The organism is Parasaccharibacter sp. TMW 2.1884 (genome assembly GCF_023337695.1).
Taxonomy (GTDB): Bacteria; Pseudomonadota; Alphaproteobacteria; order Acetobacterales; family Acetobacteraceae; genus Bombella; species Bombella apis.
In genome coordinates this window covers 718,078-743,266 of the sequence record NZ_QORR01000001.1, presented here as the reverse complement: position 1 = coordinate 743,266, position 25,189 = coordinate 718,078, and the positions used below count along the sequence as shown (strand labels likewise).

Below are 25,189 nucleotides of genomic sequence, written 5' to 3'. Positions count from 1 at the left end.
GCTGGAGCGGTAATTTTTGTCGGGGAGGATGTTTGCCGCTGGTCCGTCATGCTATAGGAGTGTCAGAATTATCATGATTGGTCCAGCAAGGATATGGCGTGTCAGACGATTTGATTAAGGAAGTGGAAGAAGAGCAGCATCTCCTGCGGCTCAGATCCATGGCCCTCCGTGTGGGCGGCGTGCTGGTGGTTCTTCTGGTGCTGGCTGGTGTTGCCGGTGGTGTATGGGGATGGCAGCAGCACCGGCTCCATACGGCTCAGGCCGTGGCGTCGGACCGCTATTTCGAGGCCATGAAGCTTCTTGGTGATCTGAATGCTCTGCCGTCTGCTGAAAGTGATGCACGACAGAAGGCCGAAGGCATTTTCTCGGATCTGGCCCAGTCCGCCCCGCAGGGTGTACGCAGCTATGCCGCCATGTATCTGGCCGAGCTGAAAGAGCAGGATCATGACCGTTCCACAGCGTTGAAGCTGTGGCAGCAGGTGGTGGATGATCGAGCTTCCGAAAGGTCTCTGGCGTTGATGGCGCAGTATCGCCTCCTGAATGCCCGGATGGGTATCGCTCCCAGGGATGAGCTGAGGCGTGGTTATCAGGCGCTCGTTCAGACAGGGGGAAGCTGGGTCCCTCTGGCGAAGGAAGGGTTGGCCGTGCTGGACCTGAGGGACGATGCCAAACCGGAGGAACGGGCAGAGGCACGCCGCCTGCTGCTGGAGGTTCAGACATCAGCGGACAGCACGGATGATTTACGGCGTCGGGCCGGACTATTGTTGCAGACTTTGGGAGAGGCTGGATGAACCGCCATTTTTCTTCACTGCCGGGGATGGGGGGCGTAAAGGCTTCCCGTCGTTCTCTTCTCAAGGGCGCCTGTTCATTTGCTGCCATGACGGGGCTGGCGGGTTGTGGTGCCTTCTCGGACGATCCGAAGAAAACGGTTCTGCCGGGCAGACGGATTGACGTTCTGTCAACCGGGGCAGGTCTGGCCGTGGACACGCATGATACAGCCCCCATCACCCTGCCTGCCGTACAGCCCGTCACTGCATGGATGCAGGAAGGGCGGACAGCGTCGCATGAAGCGGTCAATGCAGTCTGGAATGGTACGCGACAGCTATGGAGTGAGTCGGTTGGCTCCGGTGTCAATCGGGTTGGCTGGCTTTCCATGGTGGCGTTTGTCCCCAATCGCAAAGGGGCCTTGCAGTCCCCGCCCGTGATTGGCGATGGTCGCATGTTCACGGTGGATGCCCAGGGCGTCATCCGGGCCTGGAGCTGGCCGGAGCGCAGGCAGCTCTGGCACCTCCAGCCAGCCCGCAAGACCCGTTCTACCAATATTGGCGGTGGCCTCGCCCTGGTGGGGAATACGCTTTATGTCGTTGATGGCGTGGCGCAGGCCCTGGCGCTGGATGCTGCCACGGGTCGACAGAAATGGGCCGTGGATATCGGGACGCCGGGGCGCTCCGCCCCGACTGTTGTCGGTGGTCTGATGGTTTTCACGACCATTGATGCCCGCCTGTACGCTCTGGATGCGGCAACGGGCCAGCAGCGCTGGACCTATCAGGCGACCGATGTCAGCACGACCCTCTTCGGGGCTGGGGCTCCGGCCATTGTCAATGACATTGTGGTGGCTGGTTTCGGCAGTGGTGATCTGGTGGCCCTGCGTGCAGCTTCTGGCGAGGTTGTCTGGAGTGACAGCCTTGGCGGAGGCAACGGGCTGGGCGCCATGTTGGATTTCGCCTGCGTGCGTGGGGGGCCTGTCGTTGTTGGCGGGACAGCCTATGCCATATCTTTGTCTCGTGTGCTTGTGGCCATCGACATGCGCTCGGGGCGTCGTCTGTGGGAGCGGGAGGTCAGTGGTCAGTCGCCGCTCTGTGTTTGTGGCGAATGGCTGTATCTCATCTCCCTGGACCAGCAGCTGGCCTGCCTGGACCGTGTGACGGGACAGGTACGGTGGGTCAAACAGTTGCCCCGTTTCAAAAAACCGGAGCATGAGAAGGGTCCCATCCAGTGGATGGGACCGATCATGCTGAACAACAGGCTTGTCTGTCTTTCCAGCATGAACCGTGGTGGCATGGTGATCGTGAATGCCAGGACGGGCCAGGAAGAAGGAAAGATAGAAACACCGTCATCCTGCCAGGTACAGCCGATTGTCTGTGATGGACAGCTGCTCGTTCTGAGCGAAGATGGTGTTCTGCGCGCTTATGGTTGATCCCGCTGGGACAGGCAGGCTGCCTGTCGTCGTTATCGCAGGGCGCCCCAATGTGGGGAAGTCCACCATCTTCAACCGGCTTGTCGGGAGGCGTCAGGCGATCGTGTCGGACGAGCCCGGTGTGACGCGGGATCGCAAGGACGGCGTGGCCATGCTGCGTGGTCGCCGTGTGCGGCTCGTGGATACGGCAGGGCTGGAGGAAGCAGCTCCCGAGACGTTGTTTGGCCGTATGCGGGCTTCGTCCGAGCAGGGGATCGCACAGGCTGATCTGGTTGTTTTCTGCGTGGATGCACGGTCTGGCATTACACCTGCTGATGCACATTTTGCCAACTGGTTGCGGCGGCAGAACCGGCCTGTCCTCCTCGTTGCTAACAAGGCCGAAGGCCGGGCCGGTGCAGAAGCAGCCATGGAGGCCTTCTCTCTTGGGCTGGGAACCCCGCTTGCCATGTCTGCTGAACATGGTGAGGGACTGGCCGACCTGATGAGCGAGATCGTCAGCCTTCTGCCGGATGAGGAGACACTCGCCGAGCAGGATGGAGAAAAACCGCTGCGCCTTGCCATCATTGGCCGTCCGAATGCTGGAAAATCAACGCTTCTGAACAGCCTTCTGGGCGAGGAGAGGATGATCACGGGGCCGGAAGCTGGCCTGACACGTGATGCTGTCAGTGTCATGCTCGAGGACGAGGCCGGGCCGATCGAAATCGTTGACACGGCTGGAATGCGGAAGCGTGCCCGTGTTCAGGAAGGGCTGGAGCGTGTCTCTGTTTCAGCCTCTATTGAGGCCATGAAAATGGCTGAAGTGGTTGTGCTGGTTCTGGATGCAGATCGTGGTGTTGATGAGCAGGACCTCCAGATTGCCCGTCTGATTGAGCGGGAGGGGAGAGCCTGTGTTCTTGCTCTCAACAAGTGGGATGCCGTCAAGGAGCGTCAGGCAACACGCAAGGCGATTTCTGATCGTATCGAAATTTCACTGGCGCAGATGCGTGGGATCGAGGTTGTGACATTCTCGGCTCTGACAGGCGAGGGGCTGCACCGCCTTCTGCCGGCCGTCCGAAGGGCCAGCGAGGTCTGGAACGCCCGTGTGGGCACGAGCGATCTTAACCGCTGGTTTGAGGAGGCGGTGGAACGTCATCAGCCGCCGCTGGTGGATGGGCGCCGACTGAAGTTACGCTACATGACACAGGCCAAAAGCCGCCCGCCAACCTTTGTGCTGTTTGGCACAAGGGCGGAGCAGCTGCCGGACAGTTACAAAAGATACCTCATAAATGGGTTGCGGGAGACCTTCCATCTTCCCGGCACGCCGATCCGGCTTCTGCTGCGGGGGAGCCGTAATCCATTCGTGAAGCAGGATGAGCGATAATTTATTGAATTTGGAGCAATAACGTCCATAATCGCCGCACGCCCCGATGCCGGAGGGGTGTGTGACCTTTATGAATGAGGAGTTATCATGGTAGGAGTAACGCCGGCAGCCAGGAGTGGGGGCGGTGCCTCTTCGTCTCAGAAGACGACAGGGCGTGCTACGTTTCTTGGCATTCTTGCGGCCCTTTCCGGGTTGATGTTTGGGTTGGATACAGGCGTTGTCGCTGGTGCTTTGCCGTTCATTGCGACTGATTTCCATGCTGGTGCTGCCATGCAGGGGTGGATCGTGTCGTCCATGATGGCTGGTGCTGCTGTTGGTGCTACATTTGCTGGTCGCATTTCCGTTTCTTTTGGTCGCCCGGGTGCCATGCTGGGCGCTGGGATCCTTTTTCTGGTTGGTACGCTTTTCTGTGCGTTTGCTCCCGGGGTGGCCCTGCTCATCACAGGGCGTGTCCTGCTTGGTCTGGCTGTTGGCGTGGCAGCATTTGCAGCGCCGCTCTACATTTCTGAGATCACGGTCGAATCGGCCCGTGGTGCCATGATTTCTTTCTATCAGCTGATGGTTACGCTCGGGATTTTTCTGGCATTCGTGTCCGATAGCATCCTGTCCGAAGGTGGGCACTGGCGCTGGATGCTCGGGATCATGGGCGTTCCGGCGGCCCTGTTCCTCGGTGTAGTGCTGATTCTGCCGCACAGCCCTCGCTGGCTGATGATGCGTGGTGATACGGAGCGTGCCCGCAAGGTGCTGCGTATGCTGCGTTCTGACGAGGAAGTGGCGGAAGCAGAGCTGGCCGATATCAACGACCGCCTCTCCAAGAGCAGTGATGCCGGATATGGGCTGTTTCGCAGCAATCCGAACTTCCGTCGTTCCGTGTTTCTGGGTATCACCCTCCAGATCATGCAGCAGCTGAGCGGAATCAACGCCCTGCTTTACTACGCACCGCGCGTGTTCGAAGCTGCCCATTTCGGGACCAATGCTGCCGTGTGGGCCACGACACTGGTCGGGCTGACCAACATGGTTTTCACAGGTGTGGCCATCCGATACGCCGACAGGTGGGGCCGTCGTCCGCTGCTGTTGACGAGCTGTGTCATCGTTGGTGCTTCGCTGGTTGGTGTCGGTGCAGTGCTGGCTTTTGGTGGTGGCAGCCTGGCCGCTTCCATCCTGCTCTGCGCTCTGATCCTTGTCTTTGTGGCCGGTTTTGCCATTGGTGAGGGACCGCTTGTCTGGGCCCTGTGCTCCGAGGTTCAGCCGACACGTGGCCGTGACTTTGGTATCGGCTGTTCCACGGTGACAAACTGGGTGGCCAACTGGGTTGTTTCCAGCATTTTCCCGCTGATGATGCTGGCGATGGGTGCGTCTTGGACCTTCATCCTGTTTGCAGCGTTCAATGGCCTGTTCGTGCTGATTACTCTGGGTTTTGTCCCGGAGACGAAGGGTGCTTCGCTGGAGCGGATCGAAGCGAATCTTTTTGCAGGGGTGCCCCTGCGTAAATTGGGAGAACCAGAGGGTAATGGGCAGTAAGATGGCAGATCCTAGCCTTGAGGGAGAATACGACCCGGAGAGGCACGCAGGCCTTTACGGGATGCAACGCTTCAAGGCGATGTCATCTGTCATTCTGGCATTGATGCTTTCGATCCTGGATTATTCCGTTGCGAATGTGGCCCTGCCCACCATCGCAACGGATCTCCACTCTTCTGCTTCGCAGGCGATCTGGGTCATCAATGCCTACCAGCTGGCCAATCTGGCCTGTCTCCTGCCATTGGCCGCCATTGGGGCTAGGGTTGGTTTCGGGCGGATGAGCCAGCTGGGAATTGTCCTGTTTCTCATTGCGTCTGTGGCCTGTGCCATGTCGCAGAACATGCTGGAGCTGACGCTTGCCCGGGCTCTTCAGGGTGTTGGCAGCTCCTGCATCATGAGTGTGAATATTGCGCTTGTGCGCTTCATTTATCCGCACAAGCTCATAGGCAAGGGGATTGCGCTCAACGGGCTGTTCATCGGCCTGGGTGTGGCGCTGGGGCCGACCATCGGCTCCTTCATCCTCTCCATTGCCTCCTGGCCCTGGATTTTCTGGGTGAATCTGCCGCTGGGTGGCATTGCCATCCTTCTAGCCAGCAAGGCTCTGCCCAAAACGCCGCGGAGCGACGTGAAGGTCGATATCCCTGGTTCCTTGCTCACGGTGGCCTCTTTCGCGCTACTGGGGATCGGGCTGGACAGCCTCATGCATGGTGATCTGGGCTGGGGTGCCGGGTTGACGGGCTGGAGCCTTGTCAGCTGGTGGCTTCTCCTGCGCTGGCAGAAAAAGCGGCAGGAGCCTATTGTGCCGCTGGACCTGCTGAAGCGTGTGCCCTTTCTGCTGGCCTGTCTGGTCAGTTTCTGTGGGTTTGTGGCTTCGAACCTGTATATTGTGGCCATGCCTTTCACGCTGGCAGTGGCTTTTCATAAAAATCCGGCCACAGTCGGTCTGTTGATTGCACCGTGGGCTGTGGGCGTGGCGGTGATGTCTTTTATTGTCGGAAAGATTGCCGACCGTTTTCCGGCAGCTCTGCTGTCTTCCATTGGGCTGCTGGTGACATGCCTTGGCTTTGTGCTTCTCTGTACCCTGCCGCTGGATGCCGATAACACGGCCATTGCCTGGCGGACGCTTCTGGCTGGCATGGGGTTTGGCTTTTTCCAGCCACCGAACAACCGGGCCATCATGGTGACAGCCCCTCCCGGCCGGGAGGGCGGTGCAAGCGGGATGCTTTCCGTGGCCCGTCTTTCAGGGCAGACGACAGGGGCATTGCTGGTCGCCGGGCTGTTCACCCTGTTTCCTCATCCTGCGTTCATCTGTCTCGGAGCCGCCGCTGCCGTGGCTTTCTGTGGAGCAGCATTGAGTGCAGGGCGGACGCTTTTCAGAAGGCGTACGACCTGAGCAGGTCGCTCGATACAGGTCAGTCTGTTGTATGAAAAATCCCCGGGGTGCTGGTTCTGCCCCGGGGATTTTTCATGTCGGCCCTCTCACGCTCATGGAGCAGATCAGGTTTAGTGCCAGAATGTCGGGCTGGCCCCCAGGATGAAGGCGGCTGCCAGGACGAAGCCTATTGCGACGTTCTGCCGGAAGAAATGCAGACAGAGAGGAGCATCATAGGGCGAAAGCTGGACAGTCTGACGGCCCAGCAGGAGGCAGGCCAGCAGGAAAGGCAGCCAGAAGAGTGGGTGCAGCCCGGCCTGTAGAGCCGAGAGTGCAAACAGGCAGAGGGCCAGTGCGTAACAGCTGCCTACGAAGAGGCGGGCATGGTTCAGCATCAGGCGGGAGGTGGATTTGACCCCGATACGGGCATCATCCTCCATATCCTGAAAACCATAGATGGTATCGAATCCCAGCTGCCAGATGATGACGCCGCCGTAGAGCAGCAGGCCCGGCAGGTCCAGAGTGTTCTGGCTGGCCGCATAGCCCATGGGGGCGCCGAAGCCGAAGGTGAATCCCATGACAAGCTGGGGCCACCATGTCAGCCTTTTTGCGGCCGGGTAGAAGGCGACAAGGATCAGCGCCAGAGGTGCCAGCATCCAGCAGATGGGCGGCAGGGCGAGCAATACGGCCAGCCCTCCGAGTAGCAACACTGCCAGCAGAGCCAGCCCCTGTGTCAGGTTGAGTGCGCCGCTGGCCAGGGGCCTGCCTGCCGTGCGTGAAACCTGGGCATCAATTTTGCGATCCCAGATGTCGTTGATGACACAGCCCGCCGAACGCATGAGCAGCGATCCGATGGCGAAGAGCGCCGTATAGAAGAGCCGGCGTTCCAGAGGGGGCCCTTGTGGGGCAAGAAAGATGCCGAACACGCCGGGCAGCAGCAGCAGCCATGTGCCAACGGGACGGTCCAGCCGGGCAAGCAGTGCATAGGATCGCCAGGGGTCTGGCAGGCGGCCGATCAGGCCATTGCTGCGGATATCGGTATGAAGATGGGTCTGGGACATGGGATGAGTGATTGGCCAGAAACAGGATGAGGTCAATATTTTATCGCAGATGCTGGAAAGTGAGTGGGGAAAGCGGTATGCCCGAAACATGAGCCGTACTGATCCACGCCTTTTTATTGTTGATGCAGAGTCTCCCTGGCAGGAAGGGGAGACGGTGTCCCTGTCTGCCGGTCAGGCCCATTATCTGGGCAAGGTCATGCGTCTTCAGCCGGGCGATGGTGTGGTGCTGTTCAATGGCCGGGATGGCGAGTGGCAGGCGACTGTCGAGGGGCTGAAAAAAAATCAGGCCACGGTGCGCGTTACGTCCTGTCTGCGGCCCCAGCAGGATACAGAAGGGGTGGAGCTTCTTTTTGCGCCACTCAAGAGGGATGCGACGGAGCTGCTCATCCGCATGGGGACAGAGCTGGGTGTGACACGCTTTCGCCCCGTCCTGACAGCCCGGACAAACACACATCGCCTGAATCTTGAGCGGTTGGGGCTGATCGCACAGGAAGCTGCCGAACAGTGTGAGCGGCTGGATGTCCCGACCCTCATGCCGCTGGAGCCTCTGGCGGCTGTTCTGGCCCGCTGGCCGGTTCGGCGCAGGCTTGCCGTGGCGCTGGAGCGCCATGGGCAGGGAGGGCCTCCCGCTGGCTGTGATGCATTGCTCATCGGGCCAGAAGGAGGCTTTGCGGAGGAAGAGGTCCAACGGCTTTCCCGGCATGAGGCCATACAGTCTTTTTCGCTCGGCCCCCGGATATTGCGGGCAGATACGGCAGCCTGTGCTGCCTTGGCCCAGATCGGAGCAGCCAACCGGCAGGCATGAACGGCCCGAGGCTGCTCGAATATGTGTCGGTTCTCTTGAATGAAGGTAAATATGCCCCCTAGTATAGGGGGTATCTGGCTTACGGACAGTCTGAGCGTCCTGCGGCATAGCGTGGTGAATTTTAGCCGATAAGGGTTTGTGCATGTCCAATCCAGGTGAAAGCAATACGACACTGATCGAGAGCAGGGCGCAGCTTGTCGAGGTTCTGGCTCGTGGCTGCAAGCCGAAGGCTGAATGGCGTATTGGGACAGAACATGAAAAGTTCGGGTTCCGTCTGCCAGAACGGGCCAGAGGAGAGCTGAAGCCGTTTGCGCCACCAGCGTATGAGCCGGATGGCATCGGTGCCCTGCTTGGCGCTCTGGAAGGGCCGAACTGGCAGGCCATCCGTGATGATGGCCATTTGATAGGCCTGAAAGGTGCGGGCCCGCACAAGGGGCGGTCCATCTCTCTGGAACCTGCGGGACAGTTTGAGCTCTCCGGTGCGCCTGTCAGGACGGTGCAGGAAACCGAACAGGAGATGATTGCCCATTTCAGGCAGATCACCGGGCCTGCGCAGGAGCTGGGCCTTGGTTTTGCGCCTCTTGGTTTTCAGCCTCTCTGGCCCCGGGAGGCCATGCCGTGGATGCCCAAGAGCCGGTATGCCATCATGCGCCGCTACATGCCAGAGGTCGGGCGTCGTGGGCTGGACATGATGACACGGACCTGCACTGTGCAGGTGAATCTGGATTTTTCCAGCGAGGCAGACATGGCCCGCAAAATGCGGGTGTCGCTCGCTCTCCAGCCTCTCATCACGGCCCTGATGGCCAATTCGCCGTTTGCTGATGGCAGGCCGACAGGGCGTCTGTCCAACCGGGCCTATATCTGGCTGGATACGGACAATCAGCGCAGTGGTCAGCCGACGTTCTTTTTTGAGGAAGGCTTCGGGTTTGAGCGCTACGTGGACTGGGCGCTGGATGTCCCTATGTATTTCGTCAATCGTGAAGGGCGGAATATTGATGCCGCAGGCTGTTCGTTCCGTAAATGGCTCGATGGTGTCGAGCAGGAGCCGTTGGCAGGCCTGCGCCCAACGGTCGGGGATTTTGAAGACCATCTGACGACACTGTTCCCTGATGTCCGGCTCAAGCAGTTTCTTGAGATGCGTGGTGCCGATGCTGGACGGCCAGACATGATGGTGGCCCAGTCTGCGTTCTGGGTGGGGCTGCTATATGACGAAGATGTGCTGGCTGAAGCCGAACGGGTGGTGAAGGAGCAGTCTTGGCTGCATTATCAGTCTCTGGCGGAGCTTGTTGTCGAACAGGCCATGGATGCTCCTTTCCCGGGCGGGCTGCGTCATCTGGCAAAGCGTATTCTGACACTGGCCGAGCAGGGACTTCAGAAACGGGGCCATGGGGAGGAGTATTATCTTGCTCCGCTCTATGAGATTGCTGATGGTGCCAAAACACAGGCGGAGCGGTGGCTGGAGCGGTACCATGATGTCTGGCAGGGTGATGTCCGGCACATTTTCCGGGAAGCGGATATTTCCTTGTGAGGAAAGGAAGCGTGGTGATGGTGGTGCGGCGTCTTGTCATGGCCTGCGGCGTGGCTTTTGCTGTGGGGGGGATGGGTCTGCTGGGGAATCCGGCACTGGCGGCAGGCGTTCCCCTGACCCAGGCCCAGCAGGGATGGGTTCACAGAATTGAGTCCAGCCTTGCGGCGACGAAGACATTTCAGGCCCGGTTTGAGCAGGTGACCGAGCATGACGGGGCATCCACCGGGACAGTTCTGCTGGAGCGGCCGGGAAAGATGCGGTTTTCTTACGATCCTCCCAGCCCGCTTCTGCTTGTGGCCAATGAAGGCAAGGTCGTGTTTCAGGACCGCAGCATCGGTCAGATCACGACAATCCCTCTGGATCATACGCCATTGGGTCTTCTTCTGCGGCCGGATCCCCGTTTCTCGGGGGATGTATCCATTCTGGGGTACGAACAGCAGAATAGCGAGATCCAGTTGCGGGTGACACGGACGGAAAATCCGGGTGAAGGCGAGATGACGCTCTTTTTCTCCACCCGTCCGCTCAGTCTGAAAGGCTGGACAGTGCTGGATGCCCAAGGGCACAGGACGATCGTGCATTTTTCCAGCGTGCAGACCGGCATCAGCGTTCCGTCTTCAAGTTTTGTCCTGCCAAAGGATGAGGACTAACCGCCCTTTTTCTGTCTGGCCAGCTCAAGTGCCCGGTTATAGACGGTGCGCTTGGGCAGGTTGACGATCCCTGCTATCAGCGCTGCGGCATCCTTGACGGAGTGGGTTTTCAGGGCATCCTGCAAGGCCTGGTCGAGCTCCTGTGCTCCCGTATCGTCTGCGGCTGGTGGACCAAGAAGCAGGGTGATCTCTCCCCGTGGGGCTGTTTCTTCAAAATGGGCAATGAGTTCGGCAAGACTGCCCCGGATCATTTCTTCAAAATGTTTTGTCAGTTCACGCCCTACGGCCGCAGGGCGGTCTGAGCCGAATACCTGCTGCTGTGTTTTCAGTGTTTCCAGAAGTCGGTGCGGTGATTCATACCAGATGAGCGTGGCAGCCAGACCAGCCTGTTCGGCAGCACGCAGGGCGGTAAAGCTGTGTCGGCGGGCCTCTCCCCGGGGAGGAAAGCCCAGAAACATGAAGGGAATGGGAGGTAGGCCGGAGAGTGTCAGAGCCGTGACGGCAGCATTGGCACCGGGCAGGGACGTGATGGCGATATTTTCTGCCTGTGCGGCCCGGACGAGGCGGTATCCAGGGTCCGAAACAATGGGTGTACCGGCATCAGAGACCAGGGCCAGACATTGTCCCTGCTGGAGGCGCTCAATGAGGGCGGGGATGCGGTCCTGTTCATTATGGTCGTGGAGAGGGAAGAGCTGGTTGCTTATGCCATAATGCCGCAGCAGTTTTGTGGTAACGCGGGTATCTTCACACAGGATGGCATCAGCGGTCCTTAAAGCATCAAGGGCACGCTGGCTTATGTCGGCGAGGTTGCCGACAGGCGTTGCCACCAGCACGAGCTGCCCGGTAGAAGAAGGAAATGTTCCGTGATCGGGGGGAGTATATGGTTTCTCAGACATCGTTATCCTCAATGAGCCGCTCTGGCCTTTATAGCCGTGGTGGGCAGGGGCGCGGCAAGAGAGGAAACGGCCAGGCAGCATTGGCCGTTGGTATTTTCATGTTTCTGGGAGCCTGCTCCGGGGAAAATGGTCATGAAAGGAAACTGGCCCCGGTGGCAGCCGCTCCGCAGCCAGTGGAAAAACCAGCCCGTGTCGGGCTGATCGTACCGTTGAGTGGCCCTCATGCTGCCATCGGCCTGCGCCTGAGGGATGCGGCCCGGCTGGCTCTGCCGGACAACCAGCCTCCTCCCATGGATGTATTTGACAGTGCCCAGCCAGCAGGGCCTGCCCATGCCGCCCAGCAGGCTCTGGAGGCCGGAGACAGTATTGTTCTGGGGCCGCTTACGGCAGGTGATACGCAGGCCGTGTCCTCTGTCCTGCAGCCAGCGAATGTGCCGGAGCTGGCTTTCACCAGTGATGTGGCTCAGGCCAGACCGGGTGTCTGGGTCATGGGACTGACGCCAGAGCAGCAGGTTCGTCGTCTTGTTGACGCTGCCCGGGTAGAAGGACGGAAGCGTTTTGCTGCGTTTCTGCCAGATACGGCGCTGGGGCACGCCATGGGGGAAGGGCTGACCCTGGCCTGTCAGGAGGCTGGGCTGGATGTCCCGCAGATTACGTTCCACAGCAGTGACATCAATGACATCATGCAGAAAATGGCGCAGCTGAGCCGTCGGCCGGTTGCATCTGCCGGTACTGCACAGGGGTTGGCCACGGCGGAGAGCGGACCTTCTGCCATTGACCCTCTGAATGAGGGTGATGAAATGACGGTTTCTTCCTCCCGGCCAGCCCAGAAGGATCAGACCGCTTCGGCCCCTTCGGAGGTCAGCCCGCCGCCATTTGATGCCCTGCTTCTGGGTGATACCGGGCTGGATCTGGCCCGTGTGATCGATGCGCTGAAGAACAACCAGCTTCTGGTTCCTCAGGTTCGTATTCTTGGTCCGATGCTCTGGCGTTCCTTTGACGCCAAACTGGGGGACCTGCGCGGTGCCTGGTATGTGGCGTTTGATGAGAAACAGCGCAGTGGCTATGTGCAGAGTTATCAGAATGCCTATCAGCAGAAGCCTTCTCCTGTCGCAGATTTTGCCTACGATGCGGCCGCCCTGGCTGGCGCCCTGATCCGCCAGAACAAGCTGAATGTGGCAACACTGACCCAGCGTGAAGGCTATCTGGGCGTGAATGGTCTCTTCCATCTGCGTCCGGATGGCCGGATGATTCGGGCGCTGGGCATCTATCAGATTGCTCCGGGTGGGGGCAGCCAGCTGATCGTCCCAGCCTCCCGTGATCTGACATCGCCATCATCTCTTTCCGTAGGGCCGGCCGTGCCGGGGCGGGGGACTGCTTCGGCATCGGCTGATATGGCCGTATGGTCACCTGCAAAGCAGACAGCTGGAGCAGTACCGGCACAGGCTCAGGCTGGGAAGAAACCGGCCGCTCCTGATGTGGCGGTCTGGTCGCCATCCCGTCATGCGGGTGCTGGGAGCGGCACGTCCTCAACACCCTGACAGGTTTTGGCTTTTTGCCTGCTTCCATGGGAAAAAGCCCGTCTGCATGTCAGACGGGCTTTTTCTGTAGGACGAAAAATCGCTTCAGCAGGACGTCATGTCAGGCTGATGCATGCAGGGGCAGAACGGGACGGATGGTATGAAGTGCTTCGGAGAAGGTCCGGTAACGGCCAAGCTCGTTGTCTCTCAGGCAGTCCGTGAGAACCCAGTAGGGACCACGCAGGCTGATGAGGTAGGCAGGGTCGGCATTTTCCCGAACCCAGATGACCACCAGGCTGGGATCGGCTGTCTGCTGGTCCGGAGATGATTCAATGGAGGCATCAAGAATGCCCATTTTCTCGCTGGCAATGAGCCATGTGGCCAGGTAGTGGCGATGATGGGAAAGGAGCTTCTGGCGGAACGGGACGACAACACCGCCCGCATGTTCCCGGGCGCTGGAGGAGGGGGCCGTGGCGTGTTCTGCCACGCGGAATGCTTTCTGAGCCATGTCAGCATCTCCTTCATGGGAACAGGGAAACCCCTGCTGCATCACAATCAGAACAACCCATGGTGCCGAAGCGCGCTATCTGAAAACTGAACAGGAAGGCTTGGCTGCTATGATCTTGTTCTCATTTTGCAATCCTACCATGTTTCGGACGCATGGCTAGGTAAAATTTACTTTTTCTTATTCCGGTAACAGGATTTTGCCCACCGCCGATGCAACCAGAGCCAGTTTTCCGGGCGTTTTGTAATCCATTGTTCCAGCTCATCATTCAGGAGCTGGGTCAGGTGACGAATCATGTCATGGCGGGAACGGGCTGTGCTGGCATGATCTTTCGGGTCAAGGCAGGACCCCACCTCCAGAACCAGACGGGCCGGGCCTTCCCGCCAGACATGCCCTGTAATGATCAGAGCATTGAATCTGAGGGCCAGGGCCGCAGCAGCCGGGGCTGTCATGGTAGGATGGCCGAAGAAGGAAACCTCAATCCCATCGTTCATTTTCTGGTCCCCCAGCACGCCAAGATATCCACCTCTGGCGAGATGGCGGACAGCATCCCGTGCTCCCTGCTTCCCTTTTGGGAAGAATGAAACGGGTGTGCCGACAATGTGGCGTCGCAGCCGACAGAGCAGCTGGTCAACCAGAGGGTTGTTGGGGGCACGGTAGAAAGGGGAAAAAGCCATGCCATAACGGGCAACAATCAGGGGCATGAGTTCCCAGTTGCCGAGATGGCCTGAAAAGAAAATGACAGGGCGCCCGCTTTTGCGGGCCTGGTGCAGGAGTTCATCATTCAGGACACGCCAGCCGGGACCTGTAGCAGCCCCTTCCGGCAGGTCAGGAAGGTGGGGGAGTTCTCCCAATGTGCTGCCAATGTTCCACCAGCAGCCTCTGACGAGCCTCCGGCGTGTCTTTCGGTCCATCGTGGGAAAGGCACGGTGCAGGTTGATGTCGGCAATGCGGGATGAGGGAAGGCACGGCCCGACAAGAGCCGCCACGGTTCCTCCCAAACGGGAAGACAGACCCGCAGGCAGCTTGCTGGCAAACCAGAGAAGCCCCTTCAGGCCCCATGCCTCAAGATAATGTTTCATGGGTGCGGGGCCGGGACATGAGAGGGGCAGTTACTCTGCCAGAAAGTGGTCAAGAAGTTCATCCATCAGCCTAGGGTTGCTCCATCGGGGTTCAACATCAAGGCTAACCACGAAATTCTGGAAGAGTGGGGGCAGTTTTACAAAATCTTTTTCCGTCGTGACCAGAACGGTCTCTGGCATATGGGCCAGCTGGGCCAGTTTCTTCAGTTCACGGGCCGAGTAGATGTGATGGTCAGGGAATGTGAGAGTCCGCAACAGGGTAAGGCCTGCATCCTGAAGGGTGGAGAAGAATTTCTGGGGGCGACCGATCCCGGCAAAGGCAATGAGCTGATAGCCCCGCAGCTTCTGGATGGCGGTGCCAGGGGAGAGGGTTCCTTTCAGGACAGGAAGGGACGGAGGCAGCTGCCCGGCGATATGCTGGCGGTCGTCACCGAGGATGACAGTGGCGTGTAGCCGGGGCAGGAGATCAGGAAGTGATTCCCGCAATGGCCCGGCAGGAAGCAGGCGCTGGTTGCCCAGCCCCGCCGGACCGTCAATGACCAGCAGGGAGAGGTCTTTGTGGAGGGAAGGGTCCTGTAGACCGTCATCCATGACCAGGCAGTCTGCCCCTGCTTCGATGGCCCGCAGGGCATTGGCTCTGCGGTCCGGTCCTCGCCATGTGGGGGCAAGGCGGGCCAGCAGGATGGTTTCATCGCCGACATCAACGGCCCTGTCCAGTGTGGGGGAGATCAGTCCTGTCTTTTTGGACCGGCCACCGTGACCACGGGTTAGGGCATGGGGAGTCCGTCCTCTCTGGATCAGCTTTTGGAGCAGATGGAGGCTCATGGGCGTTTTGCCAGTTCCGCCTACGGTGATGTTTCCACAGCAGAGAACAGGAACGGGCAGCCTGAGTGAAGGCTGGGTCTGACGTTGCCTGGCGACGAACCCCGTCACTTTACTGAAAGGCAAAAGAAGATTGGAAAGCATGGTCGGGGCAGGGGTCTGCCAGAAAGAAGGGGCCGTCAGTTTCATCAAAATGCCTTTTTAGTCAAAATTGTGTCCTTAATAAGGCGAATTGCCTGCCTGCCTGCCTGATTCTGCTGAGGGGGCCTAGGGCTGGGAAGATGGCGGGCTTTCAGCCAGCGTGCGAGTGCCTCCTGATGCTCAACAGGATGGAGTGAGCCTGCATGACGGGCGCAGAGTGCTGTCCAGTTCTGCATGTATGGACCGATGGCCGTAGGGCGGCGGAAATGGAGGGATTCCAGAGGGTTGTGGCCTCCTCCGGGTGGGACAAGGGAATTGCCGATGAAGACCCGCTCGGCAAGCTGAAAGAAGAGGCCGACTTCTCCCAGCGTGTCGATGATCCATACATCATCCCCACCTCCAGGAACCTGTCCCTTGGAACGGCAGGGAGCCTGATGGGTCTGGGCCAGTTCTTTGCCTCTTTCAGGATGACGGGGGATGATGACGGTGAGCAGGTCAGGGCGTTCTTTTTTGGCCTGCCGGGCGGCTGCAATGATGATCTCTTCTTCGCCCGGATGCGTGGAAGCCGCCACAAAAATGGAGCGTTCCCCAAGTTGCCTGCGCAGGGTGACAGCCTCGGATGCATCAAAGGGCAGAGGGGGCGAATCTTCTTTCAGATCCGCCGGGGGCAGGAGTGGCCCGATTCCGAATCGGGCAAAAGCCTGCGCATCATCCATGCTTCGGGGCATGATCCAGTGGCAGGCTTCCAGGAGGTGGCGCAGCAGGGGTGATGCCCACCGCCAGCGTGCGGCAGAACGGGGCGAGAGACGTGCATTGAGCAGCATGACAGGCAGTTTTTTTTGTCGGCTCAGGCAGAGCAGGCCCGGCCAGAGTTCACTTTCCGTAAGAACCAGCCCGATCGGTTGCCAGTATGCCATGAAACGCTCAAGGAGATGCGGGGCATCATAGGGGATGAGCTGATGGATCAGCCGCCCCGTGTGACTGGCCGGATGGGCGGCGACCGTTTCTCCACCGGTCAGGGTGGCTGTTGTCATGAGGATGGTCAGCTTTGGGCTGTCTGCCAGAAGCTGACTGACAACAGGCAGGATGCACCGGCTTTCTCCCACACTGGCAGCATGAATCCAAAGGAGCGGTCCGTCATGGGAGGGGCGGGGCATTCCTGCCAGGGCGAAACGTTCCGGCAGGCGGGTTCTGTTTTCCCTGCCCTGCTGCAGCCTTTTGCGGGTATGACGGCGGAGCCATGGCATGGCGGCATGGCCGATCAGCGACCATATTGTGAGAAGGGGGGCGGCCAGAGGCGTGAAGGAAGGGTAACGGCCCATTGCGTGTTCCATGCGGCACGGGTGGTGCATTTTCGCATCATCTCCCCAGCACAACGCAGAGGGAAGCGTAAAAACGTTTTCCTCGTGACGGGAGGGCCTTGCCGAGTGGCCAGCCTTGTGCGACGAGATGACCCACTTATTATATATCCAGGATTATCCTCAAGGGGGCTGACCATGTCAGAAACGGAAGCGCACACGCAGCAGGAAACAGCCAAGGGAACACTCATGGCTGGCAAGCGTGGTGTTGTCATGGGTGTGGCAAACAAGAACTCCATTGCCTGGGCCATTGCCAAGGCCTGTGCGGACCAGGGGGCTGAAATCGCCTTCACCTATCAGGGTGAGGCTCTGGGCAAGCGTGTACGTCCGCTGGCAGAAAGTGTGGGGTCCACCATGGTCCTGCCCTGTGATGTGAGTGATGACGCTGCCATCAATGCCACGTTCGATGAGGTCGAGAAGGCCTGGGGCAAGATCGACTTTGTCGTTCATGCCATTGGCTGGGCTGACAAGCAGTATCTGCGCGGGCGCTATGTGGATACCCCCCGTGAGGCTTTTCTCCAGGCGCTGGATATTTCCTGCTTCTCTTTCACGGCAGTGGCCCGTCGGGCTGCGGCCATGATGAATGCCGGTGGCTCCCTGCTGACCCTGACCTATCTGGGGGCAGAGCGTGTCATGCCGCATTATAATGTGATGGGTGTTGCCAAGGCAGCACTTGAAGCCTCCGTCCGTTACATGGCGGTGGATCTGGGCCGTGATGATATCCGTGTGAACGGCATTTCTGCCGGACCGATCATGACACTGGCAGCCAATGGCATCGGGGACTTCCGCTACATTCTGCGCTGGAATCAGGTCAATGCTCCGATGGAGCGCAATGTGTCCCTGAAGGATGTCGGTGGTTCCGGCCTGTATCTGCTGTCAGATCTTTCCAGCGGTGTGACGGGTGAGGTGCATCACGTGGATTGCGGTTACAACATCATTGGCATGAAGAACCCGGAAGCTCCCGACATGAGCCTCTCCTCTGGGGAATAAGAATAATGTCTGAAAACAGTTTTGGGCGTCTGCTACGTGTTACGACATGGGGAGAGAGCCACGGTCCAGCGATTGGCTGCGTGATTGATGGCTGTCCGCCACGCCTGAAACTGTCGGAGGATGACATTCAGCCCTGGCTGGAGAAAAGGCGGCCGGGCCAGTCCCGTTACACGACGCAGCGGCGTGAACCGGATGAGGTGCGGATTCTCTCCGGGGTGTTTGAGGGGCAGACGACGGGCACCCCCATTTCCCTGATGATTGAGAATACGGATCAGCGGTCCCGGGATTATGGGGAGATTGCCCGGCAGTATCGGCCTGGCCATGCAGATATTGCCTATGATCTGAAGTACGGCATCCGTGACTATCGTGGTGGCGGGCGGTCTTCCGCACGGGAGACGGCCATGCGTGTCGCAGCGGGAGCCGTGGCACGGGTCATCCTGCGGGAGCTTGTCGGGCCGCAGCTGCTCATCCGTGGTGCCCTTACGGGTATTGGTGGGCAGTCCGTGAACAGGGAACGCTGGGATTGGGATGAGGTGGAACGGAATCCGTTCTTCTCTCCAGATGCGGGAATCGTTCCGGCGTGGAGCGAGCAGCTGGAAGAGGTGAGAAAGTCCGGATCCTCCATCGGTGCGACGCTGGAGGTCGTGGCGGAAGGCGTTCCTGCCGGGCTGGGGGCGCCTGTTTATGGCAAGCTGGACTCCGAACTGGCTGGCGGCCTCATGGGTATCAATGGTGTGAAAGCGGTCGAGATTGGTGATGGCATGGGGGTTGCCGCCCTCCATGGCGAGGAAAATGCGGATCCCATCCGTCCCTCCGATAATCCGATGGAGCCTGTATTTCTCAGCAATCACGCCGGGGGTATTCTGGGGGGTATCTCCACGGGGCAGCCTATCGTGGCCCGCATGGCGATCAAACCAACCAGCTCCATATTGCTGCCCGTACCGAGCATCACGCGGGATGGTGAGGCGGTGGATGTCCGGACAAAGGGGCGGCATGACCCCTGCATCGGCATCCGGGCCGTACCGGTGGCCGAGGCCATGATGGCCTGCATCCTGGCGGACCAGTTGCTGCGTAACCATGCCCAGTGTGGGTGGCTCTGAAAACTGTTGTTATTCAGCAGGAAGGGTGAGAGCTCGTTACAATATATAGTGTTCATTGTGAACGGGTTAACCCTATATATGCGAAAATGCATAAAACCTGACGAAAAACAAGCCTTGAAATATGCCCTTCATCCATGGGAGATGGGAGGACTGTTTAAGCCGAAAATGATGCCGAAATGAGGGGCTCGATTCATGACCATGCATGATGCGCAGACGTTCGCTCACCCGCTGGGTGGGACAGAAGAACCCGAGCTCTTCCCCAATGTTGTTCAGCTGCCGGGGCATCCGCCTGTGCGGACGACGCCGGAACGTGACGAGCGCCTGACAGACTTCGGTCGTGCCACTCTGGATGACCGCTACCTGCTGGAAGGTGAGACATATCAGGGGCTGTTTGCGCGCGTGGCATCCCGGTATGGAGCTGATGAGGGGCATGCACAGCGTATTTACGATTACATGTCCCAGCACTGGTTCATGCCAGCCACACCTGTTCTTTCCAACGGCGGGACGAATCGTGGTCTTCCGATTTCCTGTTTTCTCAATGAATCGGAGGACAGTCTCGAGGGGATTGTCGGGCTCTGGAATGAGAATGTCTGGCTGGCTGCCAAAGGAGGGGGGATTGGTTCCTATTGGGGCAATCTGCGGTCTATCGGGGAGAATATCGGCCGGAATGGTAAAACATCCGGTGTGATCCCCTTCATTCGGGTGATGGACAGCCTGACGCTCGCCATCAGCCAGGGCAGCCTGCGGCGTGGTTCCGCTGCAGTTTATCTGCCTATCTGGCATCCCGAGATTGAAGAATTCATCGAGATGCGCCGTCCCACTGGTGGTGATCCCAACCGCAAGGCCCTCAATCTGCATCATGGTGTGCTGCTGACGGACGATTTCATGCGGGCTGTGGCGGGTGATGAGGAATGGCCACTCGTTTCCCCCAAGGATCATAGCGTCATTCGCAAGGTGTCGGCCCGTGGCCTGTGGATACGCCTTCTGACAGCACGCATGGAACAGGGCGAGCCCTACATCGTGTTTTCGGACACGGTGAACCGTGCCCGGCCGGAACATCACAGGCTGGCAGGGCTGGAGGTGAAGACCTCCAACCTCTGTGCCGAGATCACCCTGCCGACGGGGATTGACCATCATGGCAAGACCCGTACGGCTGTCTGCTGTCTTTCATCCCTGAATCTGGAATATTGGGATGAATGGAAAGATGACCCGCACTTCATCAAGGATGTGATGCTGTTCCTCGACAATGTGCTGCAGGACTTCATCGACAATGCGCCGGATGACATGGCCCATGCCCGTTATGCCGCCATGCGGGAGCGGTCGGTCGGGTTGGGTGTGATGGGTTTCCACTCCTTCCTTCAGTCCAGGATGGTGCCCTTTGGTAGTGTCATGGCGAAGGTGTGGAACAAGAAGTTCTTTGAGCATATCTCGAAGCAGACGGCTGAGGCATCCCGCGAGCTGGCAAAGACACGGGGCCCGTGTCCGGATGCTGAAGAATATGGTTTTCAGGAACGGTTCTCCAACAGGATGGCCGTGGCGCCGACAGCGTCCATTTCCATCATTGCGGGCAATGCCAGCCCGGGAATTGATCCCATCAGTGCCAACGTGTTTCTCCAGAAGACACTGTCCGGCTCCTTCACGGTGCGGAACCGCCATCTGGCGAAGCTGCTCCAGAAGTATGGGCGGGATACGGATGAGGTCTGGTCTTCCATCACATTGAGCAAGGGGTCCGTACAGCATCTCGATTTCCTGACACAGGATGAGAAAGATGTTTTCAGAACGGCCTTCGAGATTGACCAGCGCTGGGTGATTGAGCATGCTGCCGACCGTGCTCCGTTCATCTGCCAGTCGCAGTCGGTCAATCTGTTCCTGCCGGCGGATGTGCACAAGCGTGACCTTGTCCGCATCCATTATGAGGCATGGAAGAAGGGCGTCAAATCGCTGTATTATTGCCGCTCCCTTTCCATCCAGAGGGCCGATACGGTGTCCAATGTTGCCGTGAAGCGTGACATCATGGAGGGGGATGACGATCATCTTCCGCAGGCTACGCCACGCCATGCGGAGAGTGGTGCCGGGAGTTATGAGGAATGTCTCTCCTGCCAGTAAGGCGGAGGGTGTGAGGTGGGGTCTGCCCGGCATGGCCTCATCTCTGGATATTGGAGGGATTCAGCCTGGAAGGGCTGTGTCTCAAGGGAAAAAGGTTTCGCGAGATGACAGATGGCACTCCATTGCCGCCGGCCCCGGAAGCGGCCGAGCAGGCCAATCTTCTGGTTGAAAACCCGGTTTACAAGCCATTCCGCTACCCTTGGGCCTATGATGCCTGGTTGACCCAGCAGCGTCTGCACTGGCTGCCGGAGGAAGTTCCGCTGGCCGAGGATGTGAAGGACTGGCACCGTAAACTTTCAGAGGCCGAGCAGAATCTCGTCACGCAGATTTTCCGCTTTTTCACGCAGGCGGACGTGGAAGTGAACTCCGCCTACATGAAGTATTACAGTCAGGTCTTCAAGCCGACCGAAGTCCTCATGATGCTCTCCTGTTTCTCAAACATCGAGACCATCCATATTGCGGCCTATTCCCACCTGCTGGATACGATCGGGATGCCGGAGACGGAGTATTCCGCCTTCCTGAAATACAAGGAAATGAAGGACAAGTATGATTTCATGCAGTCCTTCAACATCAACAGCAAGCGGGATGTTGCCAAGACGATGGCAGCCTTCGGAGCCTTCATGGAGGGTCTCCAGCTGTTTGCGTCTTTTGCCATCCTGCTGAATTTCCCCCGCTTCAACAAGCTGAAGGGGATGGGACAGATCGTTTCATGGTCCGTGCGTGATGAAACGCTGCACTGCCTCTCCATGATCCGGCTTTTCCGCACCTTCATTCGGGAAAATCCGGAACTCTGGACGGAAGAATTCCGGGCTGAACTGGTGGAAATCTGCCGTCAGACAGTCGCCCACGAGGATGCCTTCATCGAACTGGCCTTCGAAATGGGGCCTGTGGAGGGCCTGTCTGCCGGGCAGGTGGAGCGCTACATCCGCTTCATTGCTGATCGCCGGCTGATCCAGCTTGGTCTGGACCCGATCTATGGCATCGAGGAAAATCCGCTGCCATGGGTGGATGACATGCTCAATGCGGTGGAACATACGAATTTCTTCGAGAATCGTGCGACTGAATATTCCCGTGCTTCCACGCAGGGGACATGGGAAGATGCCTTCGAAAGTGGTGTGTTCTCCTGAGAGGAAAGCAGGGAAATTACCCGTTATCTGAATGGTTTTTATGACAGGGCTGTCTTGACCGGGCCTGCTTTGCTGCTCATATGGACGGAAGTATTTTCTAATAGGGGTATGGGCTGCGTTCTGCCCGGCCATACGTTCTGAAAAGGCGTATCCCGGAGGAAAGGCAGCCGCCCGAGACTGTCTGCTCCAGCGTGCTGGAGCAGGGAGAACTGGAGTTGTGCGTTTTGGTTTCTTCCTCATCAGAGCCCAACACTGTATCTGGCGGTGAGGCTGCGGGTAGAGAGGTCAAAGGGGAAGATGCCCTGAAGGCCCTTTCCGCCTATCTGGCCGATGACATGACAGCCTGCAATCAGGCCATCATTGACAGGATGCAGAGCTCTGTTCCGTTGATTCCCCAGCTGGGAGCGCATCTCGTGGCGGCTGGTGGAAAGAGGCTGCGTCCATTGCTGACGCTCGCTTCTGCCCGTCTTTGTGGTTATGGGGAGAAGGAGGGGGAAACACGCCATATCGGCCTGGCGGCCTGTGTGGAGTTCATCCATACAGCAACGCTGCTGCATGATGATGTGGTGGATGAAAGCACGCTGCGGCGTGGCATGGCCTCTGCCAATGCCCTTTTTGGCAACAAGGCTTCCGTGCTGGTGGGGGACTTCCTGTTTGCCCGCTCGTTTCAGCTCATGACGGCGGATGGATCGCTGGAGGTCATGGCCATTCTTTCAGCTGCTTCGGCAACGATTGCTGAAGGTGAAGTTCTCCAGATGTCCACCCAGAATGATCTTTCTACCCCGATAGAGCGTTATCTGGAGGTCATCCATGGCAAGACGGCGGCCCTGTTTGCGGCGGCCTGTCGGGTAGGCGCCGTCGTGGCCGGGCACGGTCGTGAGGCTGAGCTGGCGCTGGAGCAGTACGGAACCAGCCTGGGTATGGCCTTCCAGCTTGTGGATGATGCGCTGGATTATGCAGCGGATCAGCAGGTGCTGGGGAAGACGGTCGGGGATGATTTCCGTGAAGGGAAGATCACGCTCCCGGTGCTGGCTGCTTATGAGCAGGGTACGGAGGAAGAACGCCAGTTCTGGAAACGTGTGATCGAGGATAATGAGCAGACAGAGGCTGATCTGCCTCATGCTCTGGAGATCATTGCCCGGAGGGATGCCATCCGTAAGACGATTGAAAAGGCCCGGGATTATGCGGCGCAGGCCGTGGAGGCGTTGTCCTGTTTCCCGGAGAGCGGGTTGAAAAATCTGTTGCGTGAGACGGTGCTTTATACGGTCGAGCGGGCCCGTTAAGAAAAAACGTCCCAGCCATTGGCGAATCCCAGCCAGGCGATGTTTCTGGCAAGCTCCTCTCCGTTCTGTGGATGAGCTGTCAGGAAGAAGCGGTCCGCCGGGCTGGACGGGCTGGCGGGAAGCGAGGCTTCCGTTACATCACATAACCGCCGGAGGGCCTGCTGGGCGACGGCGGGGGCGGGGTCCAGCCACATGATGCCCGCAGGGCCGAGGCGCTGGAAGTAGGGTAGCAGAAACGTATAGTGCGTGCAGCCCAGCCCAACAGCGTCAATGTCATTTCCACCGGGCTGCTGAAAGAGGCATGCGAGTTCCTGCTGCACTTCAGCCGGATCCAGCTGCTCGCCCCGAAAAGCCCGCTCGGCCAGATTGGCCAGATGGCGGGAGCCATGTATGAGCAGTCGGCAATCGGCAGCAAATTCGTCATGAAGCTGTTTGAGATAGGGGCGTCGTGCCGTGGCGCTTGTAGCCAGCAGACCGATGGTGCGGCTGGCAGAGACCCGTCCGGCCCAGCGGATGGGCGGGACACAGCCTACGACAGGCAGATCGAGCCGCTCCCGTAATATGGGCAGTGCCAGGGTGCTGGCCGTGTTGCAGGCAATGATGGCCAGAGCCGGTTCCAGTGTATCGCAAGCCTTGCAGACGAGGTCGGCAATGCGCTCCCGCAGGATATCATCCGGCTGTTCCCCATAGGGAAACAGGGCCGTATCGGCGAGGTAGTCTATTGTCAGGGAAGGGGCCAGACTGCGCAGCGCCTGAACAACACCCAGCCCGCCGATGCCTGAATCAAAGACCAGAATGCGGGGAGAGGATGGTGCAGGCATGGGCGTATCCGCTGAGACGTGATGGTGGGGCCTGAAAAGGAGAGAAAGGTTGCCCTCCTTTCATCGTCCTTTTCAGGCTGGGTGTGAAACGGTCAGCCCCGTTTGAAGGCAAGTGCTTCTTCTGCGCTGCCGACACCGCCATGGGCTTTGGACCAGCTGCATGGGTCCTCAAGGAAGCGGCGAACTTCTGCGCTGTCTTCGGCAGAGAAATACTGACCATCGGCGCAGGCTTCCAGGACATCCCACCAAGTGCAGAGTGCATGCAGGCTGATGCCCATGTCCTGAAGGGTTTTCTGGGCGCCGGGGAAGACGCCGTAGAAAAAGACAACAAAGGTGTGATCCACGATGGCACCTGCTTCACGCAGGGCATTGGCAAAACGGATCTTGGAGGCGCCGTCTGTTGTCAGGTCCTCTACCAGCAGGGTGCGCATGCCCTCTGGCACGTCACCTTCAATCTGTGCATTGCGGCCAAAGCCTTTAGGCTTCTTGCGTACATAGGCCATTGGTGTCATCAGCCGGTCAGCAATCCAGGCGGAGAAGGGAATGCCCGCCGTCTCACCGCCCACGACAGCATCAATGCTTTCATAGCCGATGTGGCGGCCAATTTTTTCAACGGCCAGTTCCATCAGTTTCTTGCGGGCGCGGGGGAAGAAGATGATCTTGCGGCAGTCAATATAGACGGGGGATTTCCAGCCGGATGTCAGCGTGTAAGGCTCGCTGGGCCGGAAGTTGATGGCTTTGATTTCCAGAAGAATGCGCGCCGTTGTCAGCGCAGCATCACGGTCCCACTGTGTGGGGCGGATGCCCAGATTTGATGCTGTGCCAGATGCAGGCATTATTCTCTCCGTAATCTCGAAAAATGGTTCCTTTGGAGACATCTACCCGTTAGAAGGAAGGAGGGGTAGGGCAAAGATGTCTTTTTTGCCCATTCTCTTATTGGTGACGCTTTA

Annotated in this window: 22 protein-coding genes; 14 read left to right on the top strand and 8 right to left on the bottom strand. The window is 58.8% G+C overall.

The annotated features are described in order from the left end of the window. Positions 1 to 98 precede the first annotated feature (98 nt). The 5 genes from DTI93_RS03275 to DTI93_RS03255 all read left to right on the top strand — a co-directional run bounded on the left by DTI93_RS03275 (position 99) and on the right by DTI93_RS03255 (position 6,468). Complete coding sequence (locus DTI93_RS03275) at positions 99 to 791, top strand: tetratricopeptide repeat protein (RefSeq protein WP_249079639.1); 693 nt, start codon at positions 99 to 101, stop codon at positions 789 to 791. After that, complete coding sequence (locus DTI93_RS03270) at positions 788 to 2,197, top strand: PQQ-binding-like beta-propeller repeat protein (RefSeq protein ID WP_227449706.1); 1,410 nt, start codon at positions 788 to 790, stop codon at positions 2,195 to 2,197. The genes DTI93_RS03275 and DTI93_RS03270 overlap by 4 nt, the downstream gene beginning before the upstream one ends. Next, entirely contained in the window at positions 2,190 to 3,557 is a 1,368-nt protein-coding gene (gene der, locus DTI93_RS03265) for a ribosome biogenesis GTPase Der (RefSeq protein ID WP_043560004.1), read from the top strand. Before DTI93_RS03270 ends, der begins: the two co-directional genes overlap by 8 nt. Positions 3,558 to 3,644: 87 nt before the next feature. Continuing rightward, entirely contained in the window at positions 3,645 to 5,078 is a 1,434-nt protein-coding gene (locus DTI93_RS03260; protein WP_043560006.1) for a sugar porter family MFS transporter, read from the top strand. Position 5,079: 1 nt separating this feature from the next. Beyond that, complete coding sequence (locus DTI93_RS03255) at positions 5,080 to 6,468, top strand: MFS transporter (RefSeq protein WP_043561164.1); 1,389 nt, start codon at positions 5,080 to 5,082, stop codon at positions 6,466 to 6,468. A 110-nt stretch (positions 6,469 to 6,578) separates the two neighbouring features. Here the strand turns inward: DTI93_RS03255 and ubiA are convergent, their stop codons facing one another. Then, positions 6,579 to 7,508, bottom strand: a complete 930-nt coding sequence (gene ubiA, locus DTI93_RS03250; RefSeq protein WP_043560008.1) for a 4-hydroxybenzoate octaprenyltransferase — start codon at positions 7,506 to 7,508, stop codon at positions 6,579 to 6,581. An 88-nt stretch (positions 7,509 to 7,596) separates the two neighbouring features. On the opposite strand from ubiA, the gene DTI93_RS03245 reads away from it, so the two are divergent. The 3 genes from DTI93_RS03245 to DTI93_RS03235 all read left to right on the top strand — a co-directional run bounded on the left by DTI93_RS03245 (position 7,597) and on the right by DTI93_RS03235 (position 10,488). Continuing rightward, positions 7,597 to 8,313, top strand: coding sequence for a 16S rRNA (uracil(1498)-N(3))-methyltransferase (locus DTI93_RS03245; RefSeq protein WP_103765607.1), 717 nt, complete (start codon positions 7,597 to 7,599; stop codon positions 8,311 to 8,313). 142 nt (positions 8,314 to 8,455) lie between these two features. Beyond that, positions 8,456 to 9,841 carry a glutamate--cysteine ligase gene (locus DTI93_RS03240; RefSeq protein WP_043560012.1) on the top strand — a complete coding sequence of 462 codons (1,386 nt, stop codon included), beginning with the start codon at positions 8,456 to 8,458 and terminating at the stop codon, positions 9,839 to 9,841. 17 nt (positions 9,842 to 9,858) lie between these two features. Further along, positions 9,859 to 10,488, top strand: coding sequence for an outer membrane lipoprotein carrier protein LolA (locus DTI93_RS03235; RefSeq protein WP_249079637.1), 630 nt, complete (start codon positions 9,859 to 9,861; stop codon positions 10,486 to 10,488). Here DTI93_RS03235 and rsmI read toward each other — a convergent pair. Next, entirely contained in the window at positions 10,485 to 11,384 is a 900-nt protein-coding gene (gene rsmI, locus DTI93_RS03230; RefSeq protein WP_181005206.1) for a 16S rRNA (cytidine(1402)-2'-O)-methyltransferase, read from the bottom strand. The two genes, DTI93_RS03235 and rsmI, sit on opposite strands and share 4 nt — an antisense overlap. A gap of 152 nt (positions 11,385 to 11,536) precedes the next feature. Between rsmI and DTI93_RS03225 the strand changes: the two genes are divergently transcribed. Then, complete coding sequence (locus tag DTI93_RS03225; protein WP_249079635.1) at positions 11,537 to 12,925, top strand: penicillin-binding protein activator; 1,389 nt, start codon at positions 11,537 to 11,539, stop codon at positions 12,923 to 12,925. A 100-nt stretch (positions 12,926 to 13,025) separates the two neighbouring features. Here the strand turns inward: DTI93_RS03225 and DTI93_RS03220 are convergent, their stop codons facing one another. The 4 genes from DTI93_RS03220 to DTI93_RS03205 form a co-directional block, all read right to left on the bottom strand. Beyond that, positions 13,026 to 13,412, bottom strand: coding sequence for a hypothetical protein (locus DTI93_RS03220; protein ID WP_227449703.1), 387 nt, complete (start codon positions 13,410 to 13,412; stop codon positions 13,026 to 13,028). Positions 13,413 to 13,579: 167 nt separating this feature from the next. Further along, positions 13,580 to 14,491, bottom strand: coding sequence for a lysophospholipid acyltransferase family protein (locus DTI93_RS03215; RefSeq protein WP_154981413.1), 912 nt, complete (start codon positions 14,489 to 14,491; stop codon positions 13,580 to 13,582). A gap of 30 nt (positions 14,492 to 14,521) precedes the next feature. Further along, a complete protein-coding gene (gene lpxK, locus DTI93_RS03210; protein WP_192848232.1) occupies positions 14,522 to 15,502 on the bottom strand; it encodes a tetraacyldisaccharide 4'-kinase in 981 nt (326 codons plus the stop codon). Beyond that, entirely contained in the window at positions 15,502 to 16,776 is a 1,275-nt protein-coding gene (locus tag DTI93_RS03205; RefSeq protein WP_249079632.1) for a 3-deoxy-D-manno-octulosonic acid transferase, read from the bottom strand. The genes lpxK and DTI93_RS03205 overlap by 1 nt, the downstream gene beginning before the upstream one ends. 174 nt (positions 16,777 to 16,950) lie before the next feature. Between DTI93_RS03205 and fabI the strand changes: the two genes are divergently transcribed. The 5 genes from fabI to DTI93_RS03180 all read left to right on the top strand — a co-directional run bounded on the left by fabI (position 16,951) and on the right by DTI93_RS03180 (position 23,418). Then, on the top strand, positions 16,951 to 17,802 hold the full coding sequence (gene fabI / locus DTI93_RS03200; RefSeq protein WP_043560018.1) for an enoyl-ACP reductase FabI: 852 nt from the start codon (positions 16,951 to 16,953) through the stop codon (positions 17,800 to 17,802). A gap of 5 nt (positions 17,803 to 17,807) precedes the next feature. Beyond that, positions 17,808 to 18,902, top strand: a complete 1,095-nt coding sequence (gene aroC / locus DTI93_RS03195; RefSeq protein WP_043560020.1) for a chorismate synthase — start codon at positions 17,808 to 17,810, stop codon at positions 18,900 to 18,902. A gap of 198 nt (positions 18,903 to 19,100) precedes the next feature. Next, the gene (locus DTI93_RS03190; protein ID WP_373364576.1) at positions 19,101 to 21,008 is read left to right on the top strand and encodes a ribonucleoside-diphosphate reductase subunit alpha; all 1,908 of its coding nucleotides are present in this window, start codon (positions 19,101 to 19,103) and stop codon (positions 21,006 to 21,008) included. Between the two features lie 104 nt (positions 21,009 to 21,112). Further along, on the top strand, positions 21,113 to 22,135 hold the full coding sequence (locus tag DTI93_RS03185; RefSeq protein WP_043560023.1) for a ribonucleotide-diphosphate reductase subunit beta: 1,023 nt from the start codon (positions 21,113 to 21,115) through the stop codon (positions 22,133 to 22,135). 215 nt (positions 22,136 to 22,350) lie between these two features. Further along, entirely contained in the window at positions 22,351 to 23,418 is a 1,068-nt protein-coding gene (locus DTI93_RS03180) for a polyprenyl synthetase family protein (protein ID WP_373364575.1), read from the top strand. On the opposite strand, the gene murI is transcribed toward DTI93_RS03180, so the two are convergent. Together murI and DTI93_RS03170 are read right to left on the bottom strand one after the other, a co-directional pair. Then, entirely contained in the window at positions 23,415 to 24,239 is an 825-nt protein-coding gene (murI, locus tag DTI93_RS03175; RefSeq protein WP_081563193.1) for a glutamate racemase, read from the bottom strand. The two genes, DTI93_RS03180 and murI, sit on opposite strands and share 4 nt — an antisense overlap. A 92-nt stretch (positions 24,240 to 24,331) precedes the next feature. Beyond that, positions 24,332 to 25,075, bottom strand: coding sequence for an orotate phosphoribosyltransferase (locus DTI93_RS03170; protein WP_052349051.1), 744 nt, complete (start codon positions 25,073 to 25,075; stop codon positions 24,332 to 24,334). Positions 25,076 to 25,189 lie beyond the last annotated feature (114 nt).

What these genes read in the sequence shown, in the direction of transcription:
- DTI93_RS03270 (WP_227449706.1), top strand. Translation starts at nt 788, where the DNA reads ATGAACCGCCATTTTTCTTCACTGCCGGGGATGGGGGGCGTAAAGGCT.
- der (WP_043560004.1), top strand. Translation starts at nt 2,190, where the DNA reads ATGGTTGATCCCGCTGGGACAGGCAGGCTGCCTGTCGTCGTTATCGCA.
- DTI93_RS03260 (WP_043560006.1), top strand. Translation starts at nt 3,645, where the DNA reads ATGGTAGGAGTAACGCCGGCAGCCAGGAGTGGGGGCGGTGCCTCTTCG.
- DTI93_RS03255 (WP_043561164.1), top strand. Translation starts at nt 5,080, where the DNA reads ATGGCAGATCCTAGCCTTGAGGGAGAATACGACCCGGAGAGGCACGCA.
- ubiA (WP_043560008.1), bottom strand. Translation starts at nt 7,508, where the DNA reads ATGTCCCAGACCCATCTTCATACCGATATCCGCAGCAATGGCCTGATC.
- DTI93_RS03245 (WP_103765607.1), top strand. Translation starts at nt 7,597, where the DNA reads ATGAGCCGTACTGATCCACGCCTTTTTATTGTTGATGCAGAGTCTCCC.
- DTI93_RS03240 (WP_043560012.1), top strand. Translation starts at nt 8,456, where the DNA reads ATGTCCAATCCAGGTGAAAGCAATACGACACTGATCGAGAGCAGGGCG.
- DTI93_RS03235 (WP_249079637.1), top strand. Translation starts at nt 9,859, where the DNA reads ATGGTGGTGCGGCGTCTTGTCATGGCCTGCGGCGTGGCTTTTGCTGTG.
- rsmI (WP_181005206.1), bottom strand. Translation starts at nt 11,384, where the DNA reads ATGTCTGAGAAACCATATACTCCCCCCGATCACGGAACATTTCCTTCT.
- DTI93_RS03220 (WP_227449703.1), bottom strand. Translation starts at nt 13,412, where the DNA reads ATGGCTCAGAAAGCATTCCGCGTGGCAGAACACGCCACGGCCCCCTCC.
- DTI93_RS03215 (WP_154981413.1), bottom strand. Translation starts at nt 14,491, where the DNA reads ATGAAACATTATCTTGAGGCATGGGGCCTGAAGGGGCTTCTCTGGTTT.
- lpxK (WP_192848232.1), bottom strand. Translation starts at nt 15,502, where the DNA reads ATGAAACTGACGGCCCCTTCTTTCTGGCAGACCCCTGCCCCGACCATG.
- DTI93_RS03205 (WP_249079632.1), bottom strand. Translation starts at nt 16,776, where the DNA reads ATGGGCCGTTACCCTTCCTTCACGCCTCTGGCCGCCCCCCTTCTCACA.
- fabI (WP_043560018.1), top strand. Translation starts at nt 16,951, where the DNA reads ATGTCAGAAACGGAAGCGCACACGCAGCAGGAAACAGCCAAGGGAACA.
- aroC (WP_043560020.1), top strand. Translation starts at nt 17,808, where the DNA reads ATGTCTGAAAACAGTTTTGGGCGTCTGCTACGTGTTACGACATGGGGA.
- DTI93_RS03190 (WP_373364576.1), top strand. Translation starts at nt 19,101, where the DNA reads ATGCATGATGCGCAGACGTTCGCTCACCCGCTGGGTGGGACAGAAGAA.
- DTI93_RS03185 (WP_043560023.1), top strand. Translation starts at nt 21,113, where the DNA reads ATGACAGATGGCACTCCATTGCCGCCGGCCCCGGAAGCGGCCGAGCAG.
- murI (WP_081563193.1), bottom strand. Translation starts at nt 24,239, where the DNA reads ATGCCTGCACCATCCTCTCCCCGCATTCTGGTCTTTGATTCAGGCATC.
- DTI93_RS03170 (WP_052349051.1), bottom strand. Translation starts at nt 25,075, where the DNA reads ATGCCTGCATCTGGCACAGCATCAAATCTGGGCATCCGCCCCACACAG.